General features: G+C 39.0%; 17 protein-coding genes. All 17 read right to left on the reverse strand.

From position 1 onward, the window contains the following. Positions 1–56: 56 nt before the first annotated feature. The 17 genes from A33Q_RS13595 to A33Q_RS13670 all read right to left on the reverse strand — a co-directional run bounded on the left by A33Q_RS13595 (position 57) and on the right by A33Q_RS13670 (position 25,247). Positions 57–7,346: a PKD domain-containing protein gene (locus tag A33Q_RS13595; RefSeq protein WP_009033404.1), complete on the reverse strand. Its 7,290-nt coding sequence runs from the start codon at positions 7,344–7,346 to the stop codon at positions 57–59. Between the two features lie 234 nt (positions 7,347–7,580). Beyond that, positions 7,581–7,949 carry a hypothetical protein gene (locus A33Q_RS13600; protein WP_009033405.1) on the reverse strand — a complete coding sequence of 123 codons (369 nt, stop codon included), beginning with the start codon at positions 7,947–7,949 and terminating at the stop codon, positions 7,581–7,583. Between the two features lies 1 nt (position 7,950). Further along, on the reverse strand, positions 7,951–8,100 hold the full coding sequence (locus A33Q_RS22450; RefSeq protein ID WP_009033406.1) for a DUF5989 family protein: 150 nt from the start codon (positions 8,098–8,100) through the stop codon (positions 7,951–7,953). 6 nt (positions 8,101–8,106) lie between these two features. Continuing rightward, a complete protein-coding gene (locus A33Q_RS13605; RefSeq protein WP_009033407.1) occupies positions 8,107–9,189 on the reverse strand; it encodes an SGNH/GDSL hydrolase family protein in 1,083 nt (360 codons plus the stop codon). A gap of 2 nt (positions 9,190–9,191) precedes the next feature. Beyond that, positions 9,192–11,057 carry a carbamoyltransferase family protein gene (locus tag A33Q_RS13610; RefSeq protein ID WP_009033408.1) on the reverse strand — a complete coding sequence of 622 codons (1,866 nt, stop codon included), beginning with the start codon at positions 11,055–11,057 and terminating at the stop codon, positions 9,192–9,194. A gap of 238 nt (positions 11,058–11,295) precedes the next feature. After that, a complete protein-coding gene (locus A33Q_RS13615; RefSeq protein ID WP_009033409.1) occupies positions 11,296–12,135 on the reverse strand; it encodes a methyltransferase domain-containing protein in 840 nt (279 codons plus the stop codon). 51 nt (positions 12,136–12,186) lie between these two features. Further along, on the reverse strand, positions 12,187–13,140 hold the full coding sequence (locus A33Q_RS13620) for a polysaccharide deacetylase family protein (RefSeq protein WP_009033410.1): 954 nt from the start codon (positions 13,138–13,140) through the stop codon (positions 12,187–12,189). Beyond that, positions 13,137–14,258: a GNAT family N-acetyltransferase gene (locus A33Q_RS13625; protein ID WP_009033411.1), complete on the reverse strand. Its 1,122-nt coding sequence runs from the start codon at positions 14,256–14,258 to the stop codon at positions 13,137–13,139. Before A33Q_RS13625 ends, A33Q_RS13620 begins: the two co-directional genes overlap by 4 nt. Before the next feature lie 7 nt (positions 14,259–14,265). Next, positions 14,266–15,366 (reverse strand): exostosin domain-containing protein, encoded by a 1,101-nt coding sequence (locus A33Q_RS13630; RefSeq protein ID WP_016255259.1) that lies wholly within the window; start codon positions 15,364–15,366, stop codon positions 14,266–14,268. Continuing rightward, entirely contained in the window at positions 15,363–16,298 is a 936-nt protein-coding gene (locus tag A33Q_RS13635) for a glycosyltransferase family 8 protein (RefSeq protein WP_316929413.1), read from the reverse strand. The genes A33Q_RS13630 and A33Q_RS13635 overlap by 4 nt, the downstream gene beginning before the upstream one ends. Further along, positions 16,295–18,163: an asparagine synthase (glutamine-hydrolyzing) gene (gene asnB / locus A33Q_RS13640; protein ID WP_009033414.1), complete on the reverse strand. Its 1,869-nt coding sequence runs from the start codon at positions 18,161–18,163 to the stop codon at positions 16,295–16,297. The genes A33Q_RS13635 and asnB overlap by 4 nt, the downstream gene beginning before the upstream one ends. 1 nt (position 18,164) lies before the next feature. Beyond that, entirely contained in the window at positions 18,165–19,214 is a 1,050-nt protein-coding gene (locus tag A33Q_RS13645; protein WP_009033415.1) for a glycosyltransferase, read from the reverse strand. Between the two features lie 16 nt (positions 19,215–19,230). Then, a complete protein-coding gene (locus A33Q_RS13650) occupies positions 19,231–20,115 on the reverse strand; it encodes an NAD-dependent epimerase/dehydratase family protein (protein WP_040490502.1) in 885 nt (294 codons plus the stop codon). 60 nt (positions 20,116–20,175) lie between these two features. Then, positions 20,176–21,369 (reverse strand): glycosyltransferase family 4 protein, encoded by a 1,194-nt coding sequence (locus A33Q_RS13655; RefSeq protein WP_009033417.1) that lies wholly within the window; start codon positions 21,367–21,369, stop codon positions 20,176–20,178. Between the two features lie 37 nt (positions 21,370–21,406). Continuing rightward, entirely contained in the window at positions 21,407–22,513 is a 1,107-nt protein-coding gene (locus tag A33Q_RS13660) for a PleD family two-component system response regulator (RefSeq protein WP_009033418.1), read from the reverse strand. 2 nt (positions 22,514–22,515) lie between these two features. Then, positions 22,516–23,739 (reverse strand): phenylacetate--CoA ligase family protein, encoded by a 1,224-nt coding sequence (locus A33Q_RS13665; protein ID WP_160169352.1) that lies wholly within the window; start codon positions 23,737–23,739, stop codon positions 22,516–22,518. A 92-nt stretch (positions 23,740–23,831) separates the two neighbouring features. Next, the gene (locus A33Q_RS13670; RefSeq protein ID WP_009033420.1) at positions 23,832–25,247 is read right to left on the reverse strand and encodes an O-antigen ligase family protein; all 1,416 of its coding nucleotides are present in this window, start codon (positions 25,245–25,247) and stop codon (positions 23,832–23,834) included. Positions 25,248–25,253: the final 6 nt, after the last annotated feature.

The following is a 25,253-nucleotide window of genomic DNA, read 5'->3' on the forward strand; positions in this document are numbered from 1 at the left end:
AGTTTATTTACCCCAACGTTTTCGCAATAGTGTTTTTTTCAGTAAATCAATAAAAATCATCGAAGAAGCATAAAGACCCCTGTTCTTACTATGGTTTCTCCTCCTCTGGTTTCAAACTCCGCCTTATAAACATAATTTCCATTAGGAGCCATAGTGCCATTCAGTGTTCCATCCCAGCCTCTATCCTCTAGGCTGTCTGTCTCATAAATTAAATCTCCCCAGGTATTGAAGACATAAAGTTTCATACTCGCTATTCCTCTAAAAACAGGTTTGAAGTAGTTGTTTTTGCCATCGGTACGGGAAGGTGTAAAGGCAGTTGGTATTTCTATCAGATAATCATCGTAAACCTGAACCACCCTAGTAAACTCTGACTGGCATCCATTGACATCAATGGTGGTCAGTCTTATGGTATATATTCCTTTTTCTTGATACTGGTGAATGGGGTTCTGCTGAGAACTGACTGCCCCATCACCAAAGTCCCAGTTCCAAATGACTACATCCCCGGTGGACAAGTCTGTAAATTCCACATCTTCCAGAATATTGATATCCTGATTCACAATAATGTTTCCCCCACCAATATCCAATTGGTAATCAAAATTGGCGATAACCTCTTCTTCTGCTATGATCACCAATATACGCTCAGCTGGGGTGTAGCAATCACTTCCCTTGGTACTCACCTGCACACTGTAATTTCCTGAGCTGCTTACCTCTTCCAATTCATCTAAACGGAGACTATTTCCTGAAGGACTTACCACAATATAATCGTACAAATCTGCATCAAAACCTTCAATATAACGGGTCAAATCAACCGTCTCAGTAGGATCACATACGATTGAGGGATTAGACACCCTAAGCTGAGGAAGTTCATTGACAATCACTTCAACTTGTTCCAAGTCATCGCCGCAGACACCCTCTCCCTGAGCTCCTACATAGAAGAAATAAGGCGAAGCTCCCACGGGCAAATTCCTTACCCTTAAAGTTCCTGCTGCATCGATTTCATAGCTTTCCCCATTTGGACCTGCCTGATTTGAGATTACAGGGGTTTGCCTATCTGGATCACTGAACCATAAAAACTCAGGATTGGCACCTGAGACATTGATAGAAGGCATCAATACAGCTGTCTCGCCTTCACAAATACTGATCAGATCATCCACATCAATCAGAGTCGGTATGTCTGAAACAATGATCTGATCCTCCCGAACAATGCACCCAAGGGCATCTTCCAAGACCAGTATATAATCCCCAGAAGGCAGGTTCGCAAAAACAAAATCATCTCCAGTGATTTCAGGACTTAAATTCAATGCATTGCCTGAAGCATCTGTCAACTGTATTTCATATGGAGCTATGCCTCCTTTCATGGTACCGGATATCCTACCGGCATTTTCCTCACATTCTGTATCCAGAGTTTGAATATCGAGCAATTCCAAGGCTGAGTCCGGGCCTTCTATAAGGAGATCATCCTCCAAAATGTATGTACAACCTGATGCATGTCTCGCTTCAAGAAAATATGATCCAGGGTTTAAGTTATCAATCCTGTTATCAGGGTAACTCTGGAAACCTCCTCCATTGATACTGATTTCCAAATCAGAAACATTGACCTCGGGATTGATAAGTATAGAACCACCTTCACCAAAACAAACCTCATCAATCACATCAGCGGTGAAGACCGGCTCTTGATAAACAAACACCTCCAATTCCTTACTGTCACCCTCACATACCTCGGGCCCCTCTACGGTCACCCAAAAAACATAGGCCTGACTTCTTGATTCAAGCCCACTTATACTCAAAAAACCATTTGCATCAATGCTATAGCTGACTCCACCCTCATTCTGACCATCACTCAGTTCATTGGCCGGGTTGATGTTTTCCCTGTACCATCTGAAATTTCTTTCTGTTGCATCGGGGTTGATTTCTGGGCTGAGGGTTAATGTTTCATCTTCACAAATGTCAAAACGCTCATCAATAACAATTTCAGTCGGCAAATCTTCAATAACAACAGGATCAGACAAATTGGCCAAACAGCCTTCTGCATCAGTAAGTGTTACCTCATAGGTTCCGCTACCCAAATTTTCAAACACAAAAGTTCCAGTTTCACCCAGACTTAACTCTAAGCTATTGCCATTATCCAAATTGGTCAGGATTAAAGCGTAAGAAGGCCATCCTCCGGAAAAAGCAACTTCTATATTTCCATCTTTTTGGAGACAAGAGGCATCCTTCAAGGCTATAAACTCCAAATTTAATGGTTCAGGACCTTCTATTTCAATGATTTGAATTTCAGGAGAACATCCAAAAACAGACCTGGTCTCAATGCTATAGGTGTTTGGAGAAAAAAGCAATTCCTCTAATTCTTCCTGACTGATCCAGTCTCCACCGTTGACTGAAAACTCAACATCGAAATCACCCCCAAGTCCGGAAAGCAAAATCCTCCCATCATTAGCTCCATGACAGGACACCCTTTGACTTTCGAATATAGGTTCGGGAATTGGGTGAACAGTGACTTCAACAGGTATTTCCACATCGGTACAAGCTACATAAAAGTAAAAAGTGTAATCACCTGGAGCCAAACCTAAAATCCTAAGCTCTGGGTTTATCCAACTGCTGTCATCAATGGCATATACAATCTCGGGGTTTTCAGAATCCACCCCATCCTCAATAAGACCTTGCCTGTTAGCTTCCTTATACCAAAATACCTCTGTCGCTGCTGCAGGTGGCAGACTGGGATCCGGAGCTAAGTGCACTGGCCTGATCAATACATCATCCCCAAAACATACATCCATCGGTGGAACCAAGGCATATTCAGGATCAGATAAGGCTCCAACCTCAAAATCAAAAATGGAAACACAGCCATTTTCGTCCTGAACTATAAGGTAATATGTGCCAGGAAAAATGCCATCCAACTCCTCAATACTTCCCTGAGTCAGTAATTCTCCTGAATCAGGATCATCACTTCTCCACTCAAAGGAATAATTTCCCCATCCACCCTGAACATCTACATTAAAAATCCGTCCATTGGCTTCACCGCATGAGGCTCTAAAAACCTCAAACCTTTCCAATGAAATAGGAGCTTCCGGACTTTCAATTGATAAATCCGAAATTTCAAGGAAACAGCCCTCAGCTGAATTAACATCACGTATATTCAAGGTATAGTTACCTGGGGCAAGGTTTTCAAAAATAGGCTCTGTTTGAAAATCAACCCCATTTAGGCTAAACTCAAAATCTCCTGAGCCTCCTATGACATTCACAATATTGATAATACCGTCCGTATCACCAAAACAGTTGATGTTTTCGATGTTTACACGAGCATCTATAGCTTGTAAGACATTGACCTCAGCGGTACTGATCAAAGTACAGATGTTTTCACCAGAAATCTCCAAATAATAGGTGTAACTCCCCGGGTCCAAACCGGAAACAGTCAGAACTCCATCATCGCTAATGGCGTAGGTGAGTCCACCTATACTCCCAGAACTTACCTCCTGTGTAGCAGCAGCATCAAAATACCATTTCAATTCAGGGGATGCACCCGTGGGAACATCTAAGTCAGGAGTAAATTCTACATTGGCTCCTTCACAGATTTCATCTTCTAGAGGATTGGAAAATATCTCAAAGCCTTCATTATTGACCAAATCAAAATCCTGGTCAATTTGTGCCAAACAAGAGAAACTATCCTCAACCTCTACTATATAGCTGATTGGCTCAAGGTTGGTTACCCTGTAATTCCCATCTGATTCGGTAAAATCAAAATTACTGATCAAACTTCCATTGATAAAAACATTGTAAGGCGCTGTTCCACCGGATACTGAAAATTCGATTACTCCATTGAAATCTCCACAGGTAGGATCCTGGAAGCCCAGGGAAATGACCTCGAGTAATTCCGGTTCATCAATAGTGATATCAATTTCAGCCACACAACCTGTACTTTTGTTCCTTACCAGCCCAATATAGCTTCCTGCAGCTATGTTATTTGAAAAAACAGGGCTATCCTGAAAATCCGTCAAGCCTTGCAAAGCAAATTCAAAGTCAGCAATATCTCCTTCTGTAAGGCCCATCTCTATGATTCCATCCACAGAACCGAAGCACAGTGCGGCTTCTTCCCTAAATACTATTGGTTCAGGCAGTGGGTTTACACTAAAATCCAGTCTTTCGAAGACTCCCTCACAGGTAAAAGGGCCGGTCATTTCCAGAAAAAGGCTATATTCCCCTATACTGAGATTACTGATTTCCAAAGACCCTGTATTGCTATCAATGCTATAGTCAAAGCCAAAAGGTCCCGTCCCTCCGGCAATGGGATTTTGTCTTTCTTCATCTTCGTACCAAATGAAAACCGGACTGGCTTCGTTCTGAAGTTCAAAGAAATCAAAATCAACAGTGAAGGAAACAGCATCTTCGTTCTCACATATTACCCTGTCGCCAATAATATCAAAAACAGGTTCAGGTGTGTCCGGCACATTAAAAGAATAACTGATTGTACAGCCATTTCCTTCATCAATCGTTACGGTAAATTCCACACCTCCTTGCAATCCAAAGAAGTTGTATGCCTGATTGTCCGGATCCAATTCCCAATTTTCAAAAGTACCTCCGCTTATTTGTGGATTATGTGAACCATAACTCAGATTACCTCCATTGATCCTAAATGAAAATTCTCCGTTATCCTCTCCACAACTTGCAGGAAGAATGGAAAGCTCCTCAATTTCCAAAGCGAATTCAGGCCCTTCCACCTCTACTGGCCCTAAATTAACCAGACAAGATGGGTTTTGGGTAAAAACTTCTACTTCATACACACCTGGTAATAAATTCTCAAAAGTAAACTGATTGGCATTTGACACTTCAGAACGAATGGGATCATTTTCACCTTCCCTGTATAGATTGTAAGTTTTTGCTCCCTGGCCTCCGTCCACATCCACTGCAATAGACCCAATCTCCTCCCTGCACAAATCAGCTATCGCCGAAACCACTCCTGTAAGTTCGGGTACCACTGTCACGTCTATACGGGTCATTTCTCCTCTTGACATACAGAAATTACCATCATCCGGAAAATCTGTATCCATTATATCCACAAAAAATGAATAATTCCCTTGGGGCAGGCTGGCAAAAGAAATCAAACCATCAGCAGAAATGGAAATGGCGCCAGTATTGATAAGATTTCCATTAATATTCAACTGATTACCCTCCTGAATAGGAAATTGTCTGTTTTCATCTGTGTACCATAAAAATTCTGGATCTCCAGGAACATTATCCCTATACACCTGATCTACATCCGCCTGGATAAACAAGGGAGTCAGTTCGCAGATTACATCAACAGGATCCACCAAAATCACAGGGGTGCCACGTTCTTGAGTTATCTCTGGGAAATCATGAGTTACAAAACAGGTATTCACATCCACATCGTCAAATTCATCAGAACAGAGTAGATCTGAATCATCACCAGTAGGGTTGAAAATCTCAATAGAGTATGATCCCAGATTAACACCGTTCAGACCTAAGATTGCCCTGATATATCCCCCAACATTTGTTTCATCAGCTGTGTATAAATCAGGATTTACCTGATTTCCTTGTCCATCATACCACCTCACCTCATAACCCTCAACAAGATTTTCAACTACAACACCATCTATCGCACCGTCACTTTGCCCGTCACAGGTAGGCTCTTGTATATTTCCAAAATCAACGAATTCAGGAAGGGGGTTAATTGTAATGGTGATTGGAATCCCATCTGACTCTAGACCAAAATTATCAACTACTTTATAGTAAGCCGTGATCGTGCCAAAAAAACCTGGAACCGGTTCAAAGCGTATCCTTGCCTGGGTTCTTCTTTCTTCAAAATTATCTGTGTCCAGATCCTCTAGGTCAGCAAAGAATGTCCCAACAAGTACCCCGTTTTGGAAAAATGGTAATTCGGGAATATCCTGGCATCTTGTACCACAGACATCATCCAGACCACAACCAAACTGAGTAGTATTTGTAAAGTCATTATCAGCGGCTCCTGGATCATCCTGGAAAAGATTAATACATTGTATAAATGCATTTGCAGAAGAGGGTAACTCCACACAAAATGGGAAATCCACATCATCCGAATCTTCAATACAGATAGTTCTCTCCAAGCTCGGTGGGTTAGGCTGCTGGGCATTTTCAAGGCTAGAAACTTGCACAGCAACGTTTCTGATTTCCTGACGACTGTAAAAAGGGGCTCCAGTAGAAGCGGCAAACCCTACTTTCAATGTTTGGGGAGCTATACCTTGATATCTAATATTATTAAAAATATTTACCGGAACCGGATTGTTGCCTACGAGCACATCAACTGTAACATCGTAAGGCTCACTCGGTATACCTGTAGGTTTTAAATCAATATAAACCTTTCTATAACCGGGAGGCAACTGCTGCTGCTCGCAATCAACATCAGAAGGAGATAAATAATTACCAATTCTAAACTGACTATTTTGCATAAAATAGGGAGAGTTTGAAGGAAGGGACCCTACTCCATTGTCTACCCTATTTTGAACTATTCCATAATCATCTGAAGGATCGAAAAATACAATTTTACCAGCTCTGAATTGATAACTGTTGTATTGAGGATTAGTCGTATCTATAACTGGTGGAGGATCTCCATTCTTCCTCCTATTGTCATTATTTACCAATGGGCCTCTAATTACTACAGAATTTGGATAGAATTCAATATCATTATTTGGTGTTGAGAAATTAAATTGATCCGGGTTAGAAAACCCACCATATCTCTTTTCTTGAAAATTCCCAAAATTACCTAAAACATCAAAACCTATCCCCATGTATCCTCCCGTAACACCACCTGTTGTGTAATTGTAATTATCACCTCCAGCATATGTTGCTCCATTCGCATTACTGCCATGAGGTGCATATCCCAAAGACCCGCCTACACCACCAATTTGAAATTCAGACTCATTTACTTCTCCATCAATAAGGAAAAAACTCAACCCATCCCCAAGATCTGCACTTAAAGATGGAGAATTTATAAAGTATTCAAATGAAGCTTTAATTCCATATTCCGATGAAAAAGGAAGATCTATCAAAACATAACCTCTTTCATTTTCACTGCTGGGTGTTAATTCAATAGATTCTCCTGTCAATACCAATGATCTATCATCTGACAAGATCAAAGGATTGTATGAAGAAATTGTATTCCCTTTTGCTATTGTGAATTCTAAATCATTTGGATCCCCAGTATCTGTAAAAGGCTGACAATAAGGGAAACCTGCCCGAGGAATCGCTAATTGAGCATAGGTTTGATTTTCTAGAAAAAAATACAAGAGTATCCCCAAAAAAAAGAAGACTTTTTTCCAATTCAAATGATAGTTTAAGAGAAAATACTTTTTCACTATCAAGGATTTTAGGTTTTTATCTATTGCTGAACTCAATTATCGGGGCTTATACAAATGGCTGATTAATTGCTTTCCTAGCCTCCAAATATAGATAATTTAAAGTTTTATGAACCCAAAAACAAAAACAATGCCTACACCTCTACTAACAATGGCAATCCAATTGGTATAAATCAATAGTTTCAGATCAGGAAATCAATTAAATAGGTAATAAAAAAATCTTTGGGATTAAACCTACCAGGGTTTTTCGAAACTGGTTGCAGGAAAATTCTTTTTTACCGACTTGAAGAGACTCTTCTCTGTATTTTTGAGACTCAGGGGATTTTTCTTGCCAAACAGCCTGGATGCTAGGGCTATTGGAGTAAGCAACAAAAAGAAAACCAAGCTTAAAAGAACATTAGGGACAATCAAGCTTAATACAAATGTAAGTTTTCCCCAAACCCAATCTATCTTCTTCGCCAGATAAGCTGACAACATCCCCAATACACCCACAGTTAATGAAACATAAATTGCCCATTCCCAAGAAAAAATAACATACAGCAATATCATACCTACGGTAATGACCAAAACTGTCTTGGTGGGATCGGTTTTAACCTTCTTCATATTAAAACATGGTATAAATAAAAGGTGCTAGGGCAGAGCTACCACCAAAAACGATAATAAAGCCAAGAAGTAGCAAAACGACTATGATTGGCGCAAGCCAAAACTTCTTTCTTTCCTTCATAAAAAGCCATAAATCCTTCAGAAATTCCATACTGGGTCAGTTATTAATATGATTGATCAATGCATCTGCAAGCTTTTGATGCACAGTTACAGAAGGGTGAGTATCAGAATAGTTGACGATTCGCTTTCTCAAAGGAAGATCTGCCACCATCTCACCTACATCCAATACGTGAACACCTTTTTCCTCAAAAAAAGCAGTTATTTTATCAGTATACAAGTGTTTACTTTCATTAATTTCCTGAAGAAAGGGAAATACCAATACAGTCAATTCAATCTCTTTACTTTCTGCATAATCCACAAAACCTTGCAGATCTTCCAAGTGCTTTTCCAATACCGCTTCATCTTGATAGGCCTCTTTTAGAAATTCCTCGTACGTTTCCCCTCCATTTTTGGGAAACATCCAATAAACAAAATTTCCGAAAAATGTACCTCTTGCCAAATATTCCACAATAAAATTATCCCCAGCATAAGGTTTGGTCTTGCTAATGTTTAACCCCAATTCATAGGCAGTATCTTCTATATCGTTTCCAAAGTACTGTAATACAATCTTTTTCACTGGGACTTTAGTCTCTGTAACAAAATCCAGCATCATCTCTAACTCTCTCTCCGTATCAGCACCATTCAACCCTAAATTAATGGACTGAAGTCCTCTTGTATTTCCTTCTTCAACAAGATCGGAATATCGGTTGGAGATACTTTTTATTCCATATCCTGCAGTAAAAGAATCTCCAACAAACAAAATACTCTCTTTGTCCAAATCAGGTTCCTTATCCCTAAACCCGAAGGAATTGATAGGTTTCCAATAATACTGAAACCAAATGGAATTGGCATAAGTAGAACCTATACCATGGGTTCGGGGAACAAACATAAATAGGATGTCAATCAAGAGGAAAATTACCAGAAAGCTTGCCAGAGACAGAATCGTATTTTTCAGACCTTCAGGAAATGAACCATAAAACACTTTTTTGCAAATAGCCGCCGTCTCCAATAAAATCATCAGGATCACCAAAATCCTCAAAGGATAAAAAAGATAGGGAAATTCATCTTTAGATCCGATTGAAATATAAAGCAAAACAAAAAACCATAAAAACAAACGTATTAACGCTGCGTACTTAGCCATTCTTAATCAGGTTTGAATTCAACCATCCACTTTTCTCTATTTCCCCAATCCGGTTGTTGGTTTTTGATGTATACAAAATCTCCAATAACCAAATAATCCATCTCTGTACTCATAAAACACCTATAGGCATCAAAAGGAGTACAGACTACTGGTTCACCTCTCACATTGAATGAGGTGTTGACAACCAAACCAAAGCCTGTCTGCCGCTCAAATTCTGCTATTAGCCTCCAATATCGGGAATTGGTTTCCTTGTGAACTGTCTGAATTCTGGCTGAAAAATCCAGATGAGTTACGGACTGTATATCACTTCTTTCTCTGTAAAGCTTCTCCCAAAGATCCATTTGGTGGTAATTTTCAGGAAGCAGTTTTCTTCTCTTCTCCAAAACAGGAGCTACAATAAGCATGTATGGGGAGTCTTCATTAAGATCAAAATATTCCCCGCATTTTTCTGCCAAAACAGAAGGGGCAAAAGGTCTAAACCCTTCTCTATATTTTATCTTTAGATTTAGCTTTTTCTGCATTTCAGGATTCCGGGCGTCCCCTATAATGCTTCTGTTTCCCAAAGCCCGAGGACCAAATTCCATTCTACCTTGAAACCAACCTATCACCTTTCCTTCTGCAATCTTTGAGGCAACTAATTGTGCCAGTGAATGAAAATCACTATATTTCTCACATACTGCTTTCACTTTCCTATTCATCAATTGAATTTCCTTTTCAGAATATTCCGGTCCTAAATAAGAACCCTTCATTTGGTCTGAATCCGTTTTAAAAACCCTTTCTTCACCAAAGTACAGGTGACTGACCGCCAAGGCTGCACCCAATGCCCCTCCAGCATCTCCGGCGGCAGGCTGGATATAAATATCCTTGAAAATTCCTTTTTGCAACAGCTTTCCATTGGCCACACAATTTAAAGCAACTCCACCTGCAAGGCACAAATAATCCGCATCGCATATTCTCTTTGCAGTTAATGCCATTTTGATCACGATTTCTTCTGTCACTCTTTGAATTGCCAAAGCCAGGTTGCAATGATACTGTTCAAGCTGATCCTCAGGCTCTCTTCTTTTAAACCCAAAAATACTTTTCCAAGACTCATCTTTAACCATTCTCAAGCCTGTGGCATAGTTGAAAAATTTCTGATCAAGCCAAATAGAACCATCCTCTTTGATATCGACTAGATTCTCCTTTATTTTTTTTTCAAACTCGGAAGTCTGAGGGTCGTCCGGATTACCATAAGGTGCTAGCCCCATCAGCTTATATTCCCCCGAATTGACTGTAAAACCCAAAAAATAAGTAAATGCGCTGTAAAGAAGTCCTACAGAATGCGGAAATTCCAATTCCTTCAGCATATGAAAGTTATTACCTTCTCCTAACCCTATAGAAGCAGTGGACCACTCGCCTACTCCATCTATGGTCAAAACTGCAGCTTTTTGGAATTTAGAAGGGAAATAGGCGCTTGCTGCATGTGAGAGATGGTGTTCTGAAAAAAGTAGGTTAAGCTTATTTTTATCATAACCCCCTACCTCTTGAAGACCATCTTTAATTAGCTTCTTAAGAAACATCTTTTCATCTAACCAGACCGGTATAGCTTTAAGAAAAGACACTAATCCTTTGGGCGCAAAGGCATAATAGGTTTCCAGTAACCGTTCGAATTTCAGCAGTGGTTTGTCATAAAATACAACGGCGTCCAACTCATCTATGCTCAAACCTGCTTCCTCCAAACAGTAGCGAATAGAATGAATCGGGAAATCAGGTGTATGTTTTTGCCGGGTAAACCGTTCCTCCTGAGCTGCTGCAATTATCTCACCACCAATAAGTATTGCTGCTGCCGAATCATGATAAAAAGCAGATAATCCTAAAATTTTTTTCACACTTCCAAATTCAATTCAAATAATAATTCTCCTAAAATAATCAGGCAAATTGAGAAAGTTCAAATAAAAACATTCCATTTTATATTTTATCAATTCATGTACAATAATAAAAGGTTCAACCCTGATTGAAATCAAAAATATAGGATGCATAAATAACTAAAAAATTAAAGCCCGAAAAAATCCTTTCAGATTTCTTCGGGCTCACATATTCTTTTGGAAAGGAGTTGTTTTAAAATAGCTATCGTAAATGTTTATTTATTTTAGGATACTCTTGGGTTCTCATAAATAGCCACCTCATGTTTTCAGGCCTATTTTCATTGAGTAAGAATTTTTTCTCCTCTTCATCTAAATGATCTAATTGATAGTCCATCTTCCTCCAAGGATAATCGCATATCAAATCGATCTGATGAGTTTTTGAAAATCTATGAATCAATAATTCAGTCAGTCCTTTTACAAAACAGTCATGCGCTTCTACCAAAATGTCACAGGATGTTAGCATCGGCACTTTTATTGGATCAAGGATTCGAACTTCTTCACCTTCAATATCACAAAAAATAAGGGTTTTAACCTCACAAATACTTTCTAGATCTTCAGGGGATAATGCCCCGACAAACTGAATGTTATTTACTTCATTTAGTTTAGCCAATTGCTTGGCCAGCTTTAAAGCTTCAGGATTGATGTCCGAACCGGTGACATTGGCATAGGGCATCTTTTTTGCAAATCCGACTGCATAATACCCCTCAGCACAGCCTATGTCAATTATCTTTTTATAATTACTATTTCCAATTATTTCATAGACCCAGTCATGAATCGGTTCTTCATAAGAGCCGATCAATTTGGGGAAAAACATACTACCTGTTGCTTTATGAATATAATTTAACCCTTTAAATGGTCCATTAACTACTTTAAGTTCTTGGTGCAAATTCAGCTTCTGAAGGATATTATCCTGGATTTGAAGATTACTTTCTCTGAACTTTTCCATCAAGGCCATTTGTCTTTTGAAAGCAGGCGTATTTCTGAGCATCCTTCGATAGAGCGGATACAGCATTTTCTTAAGGTGGAATTGCTCAAATGCCATTAGTCAGGATTTAAATTTTTAAAGAAATATAATATGTGATATTTCAAAAAACTATTTATTTAATGATTTTGGCAAATCATTGGTATCAAGTCGAGGCAAGGCGAGAAAATTGTCGTTTTTTGTATTGGCTACTTTGACTTTTACAGAAAAACCAAGCTTACATCCTAAATCCTTCAATATACTTAGTGTGTCCTCATTATGTCCACCATGGGGAAAACACATGGTCCAATTTTCCATGTCAACTCCTACATCTTCCAAAAGCTTATTGCAAGACAGAATTTCCATCTTCTGTTCCGGTGTGGATAAGGTGTTTAACCAAGGATGAGAATAGGTATGATTCCCTAAATGCATGCCTCCGGCAATCATATGGCGCATTTGTTCTTTATTGATATATAATTCCTTACTGAAAGCTACCTCATCCATCCCTATGGCTTCTTCAAACATTCTATTGACAAGCTCGGAACGATAGGGCTGCGGGAGAACTTTCTGAAGCATTCTTTTGACAAACATCACCTCACCGGTGTCTTTCCCGTTAGTAATGGCATAAGTTTTATAAAGAACTTCATTATCAGGTAATTCGAATTCCCTTCGGATAATGTCAATTTCTTTAAAAAGCTGCTTGATAAGCAAATTTACATCCTGCATGGTAGCCAGAACAAAATGGATTTTATTTACATCCAATACTTTGTTTTCGATAATCATTTTTGCAGGGACATAGAATGAGCCCTGAATTCCCAAGTTTTGTAAAATAGGAAATGCATGCATGTAATGATCTATATAGGCATCATCGAATGTAAGTAAAGCTGCTTTGGGGGGCAGTTTCTCTCCTTCGTGTATGGCTGCGATCAAATGTTCAACACTGATAATATTATAATTGTGGCGAAGGAATTCAACCTGCCCTTTGAAGTCTTTGATTTCCAGCCCTTTTATACCAGGGAACCTTGAGGATTTAATCTCTCTGATATAATGGTACATCACTATCGTCACTTCAGTATCCATCTTCATTTTATCTGATTAATTTTTGCAACCCTGTCTCTGTCGGAGTCCATTCTGGTAAAATATATATCATTGATTCCTAAAGCCATGATTGGCTCATCAAATTCCAGACTTTTGAGTGCTAAATATTCATGATTCGGTCTCTTTGCAACGGGGGCTGAAACTTGGGGAAACAAGGCCACATCATCTTCTTCGAGCACTGAAAAGCCTGATTCCATTAATACATGATCATATAATTCGCCTATCTTTGAAAAATCCAAATACAGAAGACTCTCATTATTTCCCCATTGTATTGCAAAAGAAATCACTCCGTATAAATCCCTAGCATCGCCATACATATCAACAATCCTTCCCACCATCCGCCCAGAAGGCTGAAGCAATTCAGGCCTAAGTGCCAAGTAAGCAGTAATCCCATTTTCTCCAACAAAAGCAAAGACTTTATATGCTATAAAAGGATGATCCAAAAATCTCCACTTCAGAAATCCCTCATCTCTCAGTGTAGTGCAGACTACCTGTCGGCCTAATTGCAAGCCATGGGTTTCAAGCATTTGGGAATTGAGTTCTACAATATGTCCGGGGTCATTCCAATGGCTGACAGTGATTGGAGAACCTACCAGTTGCTTTGCCTTTCCAATATCTGCTCCTATTTCATTTACCAACTCAAATGCTTCCACCCTAAATAAGAACAAATACCTTTTTAACCTCTGGTGGTCAAAGACATTGTAGCCCAATTTTTTATAAAACTTATGCGTATCCAATGCCATTCCTAGGGTTGCATTGATTGGGTTGGCATCAAATAATTTTTGCACCAGTGTACTATTAAAGCCCAAACCTCTCCAATCAGGCAATGTATAAGCATTCACTCCCCAGATGGTATCAATGATATTTTCGCCCAGAATCAACTTGTAATGAAGGCCTCCATAATGTGATACTATTTCGTCCTTCGAATTAAGCCCAATCCAATTTGACTCTAGGATAGACTCCTTGTTCCAGGGACTTTGGAAATAATATCTCAAAAAAGCTTCCACCTGAAAGACTGTTTGCTCTCCATAGATCTGGATGAAAAACTCTATAAGGTTGGAAATATCACTGGGCCTTGCCTTTCTTATTTTAAGTTGCTCTGACATTTACCAGTCAATTTTGATAGAAAGTCATATTTTTCAGTTCTTGTGATAATCCGTAAATCAAGCCCTTTTTTCTAAAATGATCTAGCCATGTCTGTCTACACCTTTTTTGAATAACTTTCAGTTCCGATTCTGAATAGCTGTTGATAAAGTTAATTATATATTGATCAGCTTTGAAACGATCCCTGTATGGCACCACAACGCAAATTTCTCTGTAATCAATCTGAGACTCAAACGGCAATATTGAATCTGTTTCAATCACCACCGGTATTCTTCCCATGGCCAAGGTTTGAAAAAACCTGACAGAATAGTTTCCAAACCCTCTCATACAAATCGTGAAAAGATTGTCATAAATATTTTTAAAAAATTCATATTCCAGTCTCTTTTGGTCCTGGTCACTTTTGGCTCCTCCTTTATACCTTTCTCTTTTCAGAAAATCTGTATGAACCAAGTTGGAATTCTCCAAACTGGAAAGCAGTGCAGCCCGCTCACTGGCAGCCATAAAATAAGGGACATAGAGGTATCTGGACCGACCGATCACCTTCATTGCATTCAGTCCAAGGTATTGCAGATGGTCTTTGACCGTTTTAAGAAAATTCGATGTAGCCTGTCCACAAAATCCCACTGACACTCTATCAAACTTTTCAATGATTTTAAACTCCCCATGAAACCATTTTTCAAGCGGATCGTTTGGCAACAGCGCCGGCAAAGAAACTTGGTTTCCCATACTTTTATAAGCACCTGGAGTCAATAAGATAACATCTCTAAATCCAGGATCAAAAAGTAAATCCGCATCTGAAACCAACAACAAGGGCTTATGAAATAAAATTGATATCTCTCTATGGAAAGCGATGATATCCATCCCCTCTTGGGTTCCGTTTAGCTCCGATAATGGTACCGGAATAAAGATAAAATCAGCGTTCTTAGGATCGGATACTTTTTCAAAACAACTTTCAGCCTCTTTGTTTAAAATTATGGTTCCGTTATCCTTCCTTTCAAACAAATCAAAGACATAGCCTAAAGGCAGTTTTAGGCTGTCAAAGTAAATTTTCACTCTGGAAAAGTTGATGATTTTATCCAGCTCATTCCTTAAAGTAACATCGTCCATCATTTCCATTTGAATTTACCTCTGGGGAAATACCTGTACTGGATTTTTCTAAAAAAGCTTCTTACAGATTTTGGAGTAAGGTATTTGACAACTCCTGTAACACAAAAGTCTTGCGGTAGAAGCCTAGAGTAAGGCGTTTTCCAAAGGTATTTCCAAAACTTCCATTTGTATGGATGCTGATTGCTGGTATGCCAAGGTTTACTGGTCCCTGAAAAATGAACTATAACAGGATCCTCAATTGCCTTTCCGATTTCTGCCATATCAACTCCAGGGTCTGACTCATGAAAGATTCCTTCATACACATCGACAGTAAGGTTATACTTCAGGGGAATCTTCACCCATTTACTTTTGGTTAGGGCATTGAGCCCGCATTGGTCTACAAACCAAATCAGTCTGGGATTATCCTTCACAAATTGTATTGTTTTTTGCCCTAGGTTTTCTCCTCTCCATTTATCCAGGTTGATCAACATGACACCTGAATTGAAATAACCATCCTTTTTGCTTACTCCCAACTCAGGATGCCATTCTACTCCCGGAGTCCAGACTGCCGCCAAATAATTATCTTCAAGGTTGACCTCCCAAATTGGCATTAAAGAACCCAAAACTAAAATGTCAGCATCCAGGTACAGAATCTTTTTTTCGGCTATCAACTCTGGGATCAGTAATCTGTAATAATTGGTTTTATTAAAGTGAAGTGTGGTGACAAGCTTTTCCAATTGAGCGTCATCTACCTCAATACATTGCATTTCCACTTGGAAATCCGATATGATTTTTTGAAGTTTCAGCTTCTCATCTCCTGAGAGAAAATCACAAAAAAGATAGATTTTTTCGATATCCCCTTTATTGTTTTCCAAAAGGGATAGTAATGCCACAGAAAAGGGCATTAAAAATGTATGATTTATTGTAAAAGCTATTTTCAACTTATCCTTCGTCAACGGTTCAAAGGTTGGACTTTTTGATTTTCAAAGATTTCCCTGTACCAAAGAGACGTGAAAAACAGCTGTTTCATCCAACCTAAATTTTCTCTAGGGTTTGCTTTAAAACTATCAACTGCTTTTTTAATATCCAAGTGGGCTAAAAACCCCATTTCAAAGAGTGGGGATTGATGCATATTCTCAAGATGGTCTCTTAATTCAGGATTATCAACAATATACTGATCCCAAGGCATAGATAGCCCAATCTTTCTATGCTCTTTGATATAGTCCGGCATTTTCTTCCCAAAAGAATTCATGGCCAAAAGCTTGCCTTTACCCTTACTTTCAAAATATTGATCTGGAAGGGAAGCTGCACCGGTCACAAGTCTATAATCTAAATAAGGCTCCCTGCATTCAATGGATGCCCCCATTGTAGTCCTATCGTTCTTGTCATTTAGGGAGTGTAGATGTGAGTGTTGTTCCAGGTATAGTAACTGCCTATACCTGTTTTTGGGATAAAGTGCTTTAGCTTCCTCAAGGATATCTACCCTATATTGCGGCATCAGGCTGGATGATAAAATCCCAAGCTTTTTTATATCTGATAGATAAACTTCATTGGCATTCATAATCATTTGGGCATCCGGATTCCTAAGTGACATGTATCTTTTGAGTTTTTTCAACCTGTCCTGTTTGAGAAAGCGATCGGGAACAAGATTCATCAGGTCCAAAAGCCTGTATCGCATGGCTCCATAATGCACCTTATACCTGACATATCCACCAAGCACCTCATCGGCACCTTCACCTGTAAGTAAAACAGTAACCTTCTTTTTGGCTTTTTGACTAAGTCCCAATAAAACATTGTCGGTAAAGTGCATCAAAGGCTCATCATTGATCTGAATGGCTTTTTTTGTCAGCTCCACCTGCTCAGTTCCCAGAAATTCATGACCGTTGTAATTTACGCCCAATTCCTCGGAGAATCTTTTTGCAATATGGGATTCATCATGTTCATAGCCTTTGAACATCACGTTCCAGGAACTGAGGTCATTAAAGCCCTGTGATGCTTGGCTCAATACAATTCCGCTACTGTCCAGCCCTCCGCTAAGTAGTGTACCTACAGGGACGTCAGCAATCATCCTAAGCCTTACACTGTCATTAAAAGTCTCTTCAAACCACTCATAGGGTTTGGAAATGCTCCCAAAATTTCTTGCAGCATCAGCAAGGTGAAACCACCTTTTGGTCTTTACTTGTTCAGCATTGGTAGACAATGTCATTAGATGTCCAGGAAGCAAACGTTTGATACCTCTAAATATGGTATTCTCTCCTGATACATATCTGTAAATAAACAACTCATCCAAGTGGTCTGGATCTACAGCCTTTGAAACACCTCCTGCAAAAATACCTTTTGGCTCACTTGAAAAGCTGAATCCTTCTTTGCCAAAATGATAGAATAAAGGTTTAACCCCAAACCTATCCCTTGCCAAACTTAGTGTTTGCTTCACCTTATCCCAAAAAGCAAAAGCAAAAAAACCATTGAGTTTTTCAAGTATCTCAAAGCCATATTCCATCAGAAGAAATAAAAGTACTTCAGTGTCTGACGTGGTGTTAAATGAATAGCCTTTGGCTTTCAGCTCTGGATAAAAGTCCTGAAAATTAAATATCTCTCCATTGTAAACTAAGGTGTAATTTCCACAAGGAGAGTGAAATGGCTGGTTTGCATGTTCTGAAAGATCAAGAATTGAAAGCCTCCTGTGCCCTAAAGCCAGCTTGCCTTCAAGAAAAGAGCCCTCGGCATCAGGCCCTCTGTGATAAATGGCATCACTCATATTTTTCAGCCTACCCAAGGAGGCTGGCTCCTGATGCTGCCAAAACCCTACAATTCCACACATATTATTTTCCTTTTTTCTGTTCCAAAAGCTGTAAATACCGAGCAAAGATAAGCTTCATATTCTTATCAAAACTAACCCTAGATTCAATAAAATCCCTATTCAATTGAGTTTGAATTCTATAATCATTCTTATTTAAAATAAATTTTTCAATAGCTGATGCTAAAATATCCGGCTTGCCTACTGGTACAAGAAACCCATTTTGTCCTGGCCGTATGAAAGCCCTATTGGCTGGCAAATCAGTTACAATTGGAAATGAACCGCATGCCATTGCTTCAAAAAGAGATGCTGAAACGCCTTCCGTTTCCGGTACAGCTAGGTAAAAATCGCTTTCTTCTAACAATTCAGGCAATAATTTATTGTCTATCCTACCAAAAAACCTTATCCGATCTTCAATTTTGAGTGCTTTACTGATACCTTCTAGCTTTTCCCTTAATACACCATCCCCAACAATCCAGCAATCGACTTTTACCCCCTTTTCCTTAAGGATTTGAAAGGCTTTCAGAATATCTTCATGCCTGTAAATCTCAGACAGAGACCTCGTAACTATCCCAATGGGGTCATGATTTTTTTCCGAAAAAGTTCTGTAATTATACAGAGAGAGGTTGATGCCTTTTGGCAAGACCATAATTCTGGAAGGAGGCGCTCCTGACTCCAACATCGAATAGGTCATTACATTTCCCCAAGCATGGATCAAATCCACATTTTTGTATACCTTCCTTTGAAAATATCTTTTATAAACTCCTGTAAATCCTGACTCCGGAAAAGCATCAGTAATTCCTTGCTGTGCCACCACTTTCAATTTAGACTTGACCAGCAATGCAAAAAAACCGTAACTCGTCGCTCTTTCAGCCAGAACAATATCATATGGTTTTTTGAACCTCAAGATAAAAAGTTCGCACAGAAACCTAAGGAAATAAAGAATGCGTTTCCATCTTTGGGGAGTAAAAGGCACTTCCTTCGTCTCAATTTTTTTTCCAAGATTCAGTTCTACACCTTCTATCCAGGTTTTTGCATCCGCTCTGTACGTTTCACCTAAGAATAATACTCTCATAATTGATCTCTTTCCGTTAAGATTTTAAAAATTCCAAGACAGAGCTTGGTCTCCAGCCTAATTTCCTGCTGGCCAAATTATCACTAAAGGTAAGTGAGGAAGTAAGTTTTTCAAGACGATAGGAATTCAAAGGAAAGAAAGAAAACCTGTCACCTATCCATGTAAATGGCTGTAAATAGGAAATCGGGATTCTTCTGATCTTTTTTTGGTACTTTTTGGCAATGGCTTCCTCTATATCATACATACTTGGATGGATAGTATCAGTTAGATTAAAAACACCACTTTTTCCTTCAAGATTGGGGATAAAAGCTGCAACATCCTTCGCAAGGACAGCTGATTTTCTTGACGAGCCATCCCCTATGCCTAGATAATAGCCCTTTCGGATGGCCTTTTCCATGGAGCCAAGATTCCCCGGTGCATTGTTACCAACAACCAAAGGCAACCTTAAAATCACCAGATTTACCTCCTTGTTTTTACACCAATTTTCCAGACATTCCTCAGCCTGAATCTTACTCTTGGCGTAAGGCGTACTTCCAAGTAAAGGAAACGTTTCATCTATTTCCTGACCCTCTTCCCTCCCGTACACAGCTACTGTGCTGATAAATATGAAATTTTGTGGCAAATTTCCGGAGGATTCCAAACCATGAAGCAGGTTTACCGTCCCCTGATAATTGATTTTAAAAAAAGCCTCTTTTTCTTCTTCTGTCTTTGGGACTACATGAGCTTTCCCTGCACAATGGATAAAAGTTCTTACTCTTGGAAGTTCCATTCTCTCACTTTCCAGATCTAATTGTATATCATTTTCAGCCCCTCTTCCAAGGGTATAACAGTCATTGGCAATCTTTTTGTGAATTTCTTTTCCCAAAAACCCGGATGCTCCTGTCAATAGATAATTTTTCATTTGATCAAAAAAAAATAAATTTTTAAAAGCTGAGACTGCTTTAGATAATCCCAAATTAAATTACAGTTCTTTAATTCTTTGAAGATAGCGCAAAGCCAGCTTCCCCCTGTCAAATGTTTCTTTGGCTACATTTTTTGCTGCATCAGCCATCGCCTGCCTTTGTTCAGGTTGGGAATGTAACAGTAAGATAGCATCTGAAAACGTCTTAGGATCATTAGGATCAACATTGATTCCGCAGCCTGTCTCATTCACAAAATCCTTGATCCAGCCTTTTGTAGACTGTATGATAGGTACTCCTGCAGCAAATGAATCAAACATTTTATTAGGTGAATTTGTATGGAGCACTGGAATATCCTTGAAAGTGACAAAACTGGCTTTTGCCACTGAAAACCATTTCACAACCTCACGCTTTGGGATTAATCCAAAAAATTCAACGGTTTCCTGCAATCCCAGTGATTCTACCAAGCCTTGTAAATGCTCCCTTTCAGCACCATCTCCTATGATAGCAATTTTGATATCCTCATGGTTTACCTTTGAGATTCCCTTGATTATCTGAGAACACTCATCCATTAAGCCAAGAGAACCCGCATAAATAAAAACCGACTTACCCTTCCAATTTTGAGGAAATTTATCCGGGTACATGCTTTCTGAAAGGTAAAACAGATCGTTATCAGATGAATTGGGAATTACTAGAGTAGGTGATTTTGCGTTAACCTGTAACACCCCTTCTTCCATTCCTGGAGAACAGGCCACTACCAAGTTGGCATTTTTGTAAATCCATTTTTCAAATGCAAAGCCAATTTTGACAGCTATGGGATTTTTGATTTTCTCCAGTTCAACAGCGCCTCTTGGCCAAAGGTCCCTAACCTCAAAAACAAATTTCTTTCTTCTAAATACAGAAGCAGCTAAACCAGGTAATGCTATAGTAATTGGTCCAGAGCTACACAAAACTACATCATATGACAATTTAAGAGCATAGAATACTGATACAGAGGAAAAAATAAAGGCGTTGAGCATTCTGCGGAATAAACCAGCCTTATTTGAATCAGGAGAATTAATTACAATTAAATCAATATTTTCTATCCACTGTTTAGAGATGAATTTATCGGCTTTGATATCAGACTTATAGTATGGCGAAGTCACTACTGTCACCTGATGGCCTTCGTTACCCCATCTTTTTGCAAACTCGTAAAATCGGGTACTCCACCCTCCGTTAGGTGTGCCGAAATACTGATAAAAAATAAGGATTTTCAAAATATTATATCTTTAAATGGGTGGGATTAATTATTTACTACCTGTTTTCAAAATTCTCTTTTGCCTTTTCAAGGATCCCCCTAAAGTGTTTGACGAATTCAGGGCCTGAAATTTCCGGATTGATAGCATTATCAAAATCCATCTTCCCCCTATCGGCCAGATGCTGGAATGCACTGGGATCAGCTAAAACCCTGTTAATCTTTACTTCAAGATCTGAGGCATCCCAGTTGTAACTGATATGGTTTTCTGGTTTGTAAATATCAGGATAAGTATCAATATGGCTCATGTCAGGCTTAAAGAGCAATGCGCCTGATTTAAAGGATTCAAAGTCTCTGTAACATATTTCTCCCCAACCAAATGGAGATAGACTGATTATAGTATTTTTCATCTGGTCCAGGTAAGCCTTTGGACTGATTTTAACATTCGCTACAGATGAGGTGAAAGGGTCAAACTTTTTAAAAACCCTTAAAGTCAAAAGGCGGTGAAGCCTGAAAACATCATGGTCTTCCGGGAAAAGATTGCCCCTAAACATAATTTTGATTGATCTCTGATCAAGAGGATTCACAGCCTCTGGGGATATGACACTGTTGTTTTTGGTGAAAATTTTAAAGTACTTTTTAAGTTTGTTGCTGGATTGCGTTTTCCAGTCTATGAGTGCTAAATTCCAAGAAACCCCAATTTTTGGCAAATGGCTTTTATCCAAAGCAATAGGTTCGAAATCACCTGCATTTTTAAATTTAAATTGGTTCATCATTTTATCTCTGAAAAAATGACGTTTCAAGGGTTTAAGGTAGATTGATTTGTCTTTGAGAAGTTGCTTGACTAAAAACAAGTCCACTTCCTCTACAAAACTGGGGAAAATAGGACCTGTAGCATCATTGGCCGAAAGAAATATTACTGGACAATTTTGGGTCTTTCTTAGCACCTTCAAAAGATCCAGCTTGGTAGACCTTCCCTTTAAAAGCTGCGACAGAGAAATATCCGAAACTATCAGAAAATCTACCTTGGTTGTTAATGCCTCTTTATAGGAATGAATATAAATAAATTCCAGTCCTTCATTGTGAAGTGCTTCTTTGAATGCCAAAAGAGGGAATATGGAGTTGTTACCTTCTCGATGAAGCGAATAAATAACGCCTATTTTCATAGCTATCCCTTAACATCATTTATGATGAGTTGAAATTTCCCTGATTTGCTTCTAGGTAATTTTTCAACAAGCTTGAATTCAAATATTAAGTCCTCCTTAAAAAGGGTATTAAATGATTGCTGTACATTTCTTTGACTTGATTCTGATAATTCATGGGAAGCAATGTACTGGAGCTGAAATTTGTTTCTTTCTTTTTGGATAAGTGTAAACTGTTCAACGTCTGGGAAAAATTTCAAAACTCTAACTACAGTTTGAACAGTTATATATTTGTTTTCCGGAGTTTTTAAGAATTCTGTCGTCCTTCCTAAGACTTCTTCAATCATGGGCAAATCCAAACCACAATCACATTTTCCCTTTTTACTTTTGATTACCAAATCGCCGATTTCGTATCGGATCAGTGGAGTTGTGAAATTATCCAAACCGGTCAGTAACACGCGCCCCATTTCACCCGGTTCTACCTCATTCCCTTTTTCATCCACTATTTCGAGGTAGACATGTGGTGTCATGACATGATATGAACCATGACTACACTGGGAGGCTACCATCAGACCTTCAGAACTACCATAGGTATCGTACACTTTGCAATGAAAAGCCTTTTCGATAACTTCTCTGAAATTGGGCAATAGCTTTTCACCTAAAGAGATTACTGATTTGAATTTAATATCCAGGATACTATTTTCCAGTGCGGTTTTCGCAAACAGATATAAACTGGAAGCATACGCCACATAGTGATCTTTTGGAGCCTTTCTCAAACCTTCCAGTTCCTCCAGAATCTCCTGTTCATTGTGCTTGAGCGCCTCAATATACTTTGTCCTAAAAAATAAATCCTTAAGTCTTTTTTCTCTCGACCGATTTAAGTTTACACCTGTCTGTAAAATACTGTTGCCATATTCGTATCCCGCCCAGGACCACCAAGTGAGTTGTACTGCCCTAGTAGCAGCCATTTCTTCTTTGTTGAAATACACTTTGCTTGGGGGGCCGGTAGAACCACTGGACATAACAGCTTGCAAACCATGGAGAGACTTTACTGTAACCAGCTGATCAATTTTTTCCCTAACGGTTTGTTTATCCAAAATAGGAAATTCTGAAAGTAGTTGCACTGGATCATCAGAGGGACTAATATTTAATGCTTGGTAATAGGGGCTATTTAACAAAGCGTATTTAAGGATCTCATTAAGCTTATTTTTTTGAAGCGTCATAAGCTCGCCCTTGGGTAGCTGGCTCAACTTTCGAAGATTTTTGATTTTTTTCGGCAGCCCACCTCCCAAAAATTTGTCTCCAAAAGGAAGTAAAAAGTTTTTTAGCAGAAACGAGTAGATCATAATATATTCAAAACAGGTTTTTGCTTTTCTTCTTGCTTTAATTTTTTAATCGGCTTTTTTCTCTTCGGCTGAACCACAAAAAGAAGGCTTAAACCAATCATCATGGGTGATATAAATGTACGCATGGCTGCATGAAAACTGGTATATATTCCAACCAGAAAGAATGCCAGTAAAAGTCCCTTGATCATTGGGTTTCGGTGTCTTTTGAAATTGACCAATCCCACATAGCAGAGCAAAACAAAATACATTAAACCCAGAAGCCCATGCTCTGCCAACAATCTGCTCAACTCAACATGGGCTGCAACTTCCTCCATAGTATTTCTGAGATACCTCGATGCTCCTGCTCCAACACCCAAAAGAATGTTATCTTCCCATAAATCCAGATCACCTGTAAAAATTTCAAACCTGCCTGTAGTATATGTATTCAAATCCTTTTCCTTGGCTCCTGCAAGGGTACCGGCAGTCTCCCCCTGATACCTCAGTAAAAGCATGCCCCTTGTAAGTTCATTGGCAACATAAAAAGCTGTAACGATCAACAAAATAGCTGGTATAACATAAATGCCGATTTTAGGAAGCCTGTAGCGTCTGATTTGTTCACCCGAGCTCATGGAAAGAAAGAATAATACCACAACTATACCTACTACCGTGCCAAACATTCCTCCCCTTGAAAAAGTAAGCAAGCCTTGAACACAGAATACCAAAAATATAAGTGCATCCAACCATCTTATCCCTGAAAGTTTCCACTTGTTAAGCCAAATCACAAAAACCAAAAAAGCACCCAAGCCCAAAGCTGTGGAAACCTGATTTGATCCGAAACCTGCACTAGCAAGTGTATTGGCACCAAGCTCAAAATCTACATCATCAAAATCAGGAATTCTGTATAGTGTAAAACTTAAAACTGAAACCAAAGGCAATACAGCCAGCATTAGCGTATATGAAAGTACTTTTTCAGGAACTCTTTTTTTATAAAAAAACCAAACAGCTAAAGCCACATTTAAAGGCCCCAAAACATTGAAAACCAAATCAAGCCACTCAACTCTTCCAGATTCATCAATAATCAATGAGGGAAGCAAAAGAGCAAACATAACCAGGCCTATATAACTTTTGGTCTGGTACATGAACACTCCAAAAATCATTAATGCAAACAAAAGATATTTACCAAGCTCATAGGGAATGAAGGGCGAGGTTCCAGCCATCCTGGCTAACAGTTCAAATGAAGTCAAATAAACCGTATAGAGAATAAGTGGGGCTGGTGAACGGGTAGACTGCAATACCCAGAAAATAGATGATATGGCTACCAGGTAAAACCAAACAATGACCGGTAATGGTGAAAATGCCGATGCCAAACCCAAAAGCGCATGGAATGCCAGCCAGACTATGGGGTATTTGGATGTCACTATATACTTCAGCAATTTTTA

It is taken from the genome of Indibacter alkaliphilus LW1 (assembly GCF_000295935.2).
Taxonomy (GTDB): Bacteria; Bacteroidota; Bacteroidia; order Cytophagales; family Cyclobacteriaceae; genus Indibacter; species Indibacter alkaliphilus.

Bases quoted from the DNA above. Each gene is read 5' to 3' on its own strand.
- A33Q_RS13600 (WP_009033405.1), bottom strand. From the start codon at position 7,949: ATGAAGAAGGTTAAAACCGATCCCACCAAGACAGTTTTGGTCATTACC.
- A33Q_RS22450 (WP_009033406.1), bottom strand. From the start codon at position 8,100: ATGGAATTTCTGAAGGATTTATGGCTTTTTATGAAGGAAAGAAAGAAG.
- A33Q_RS13605 (WP_009033407.1), bottom strand. From the start codon at position 9,189: ATGGCTAAGTACGCAGCGTTAATACGTTTGTTTTTATGGTTTTTTGTT.
- A33Q_RS13615 (WP_009033409.1), bottom strand. From the start codon at position 12,135: ATGGCATTTGAGCAATTCCACCTTAAGAAAATGCTGTATCCGCTCTAT.
- A33Q_RS13620 (WP_009033410.1), bottom strand. From the start codon at position 13,140: ATGAAGATGGATACTGAAGTGACGATAGTGATGTACCATTATATCAGA.
- A33Q_RS13625 (WP_009033411.1), bottom strand. From the start codon at position 14,258: ATGTCAGAGCAACTTAAAATAAGAAAGGCAAGGCCCAGTGATATTTCC.
- A33Q_RS13630 (WP_016255259.1), bottom strand. From the start codon at position 15,366: ATGATGGACGATGTTACTTTAAGGAATGAGCTGGATAAAATCATCAAC.
- asnB (WP_009033414.1), bottom strand. From the start codon at position 18,163: ATGTGTGGAATTGTAGGGTTTTGGCAGCATCAGGAGCCAGCCTCCTTG.
- A33Q_RS13645 (WP_009033415.1), bottom strand. From the start codon at position 19,214: ATGAGAGTATTATTCTTAGGTGAAACGTACAGAGCGGATGCAAAAACC.
- A33Q_RS13650 (WP_040490502.1), bottom strand. From the start codon at position 20,115: ATGAAAAATTATCTATTGACAGGAGCATCCGGGTTTTTGGGAAAAGAA.
- A33Q_RS13660 (WP_009033418.1), bottom strand. From the start codon at position 22,513: ATGAAAATAGGCGTTATTTATTCGCTTCATCGAGAAGGTAACAACTCC.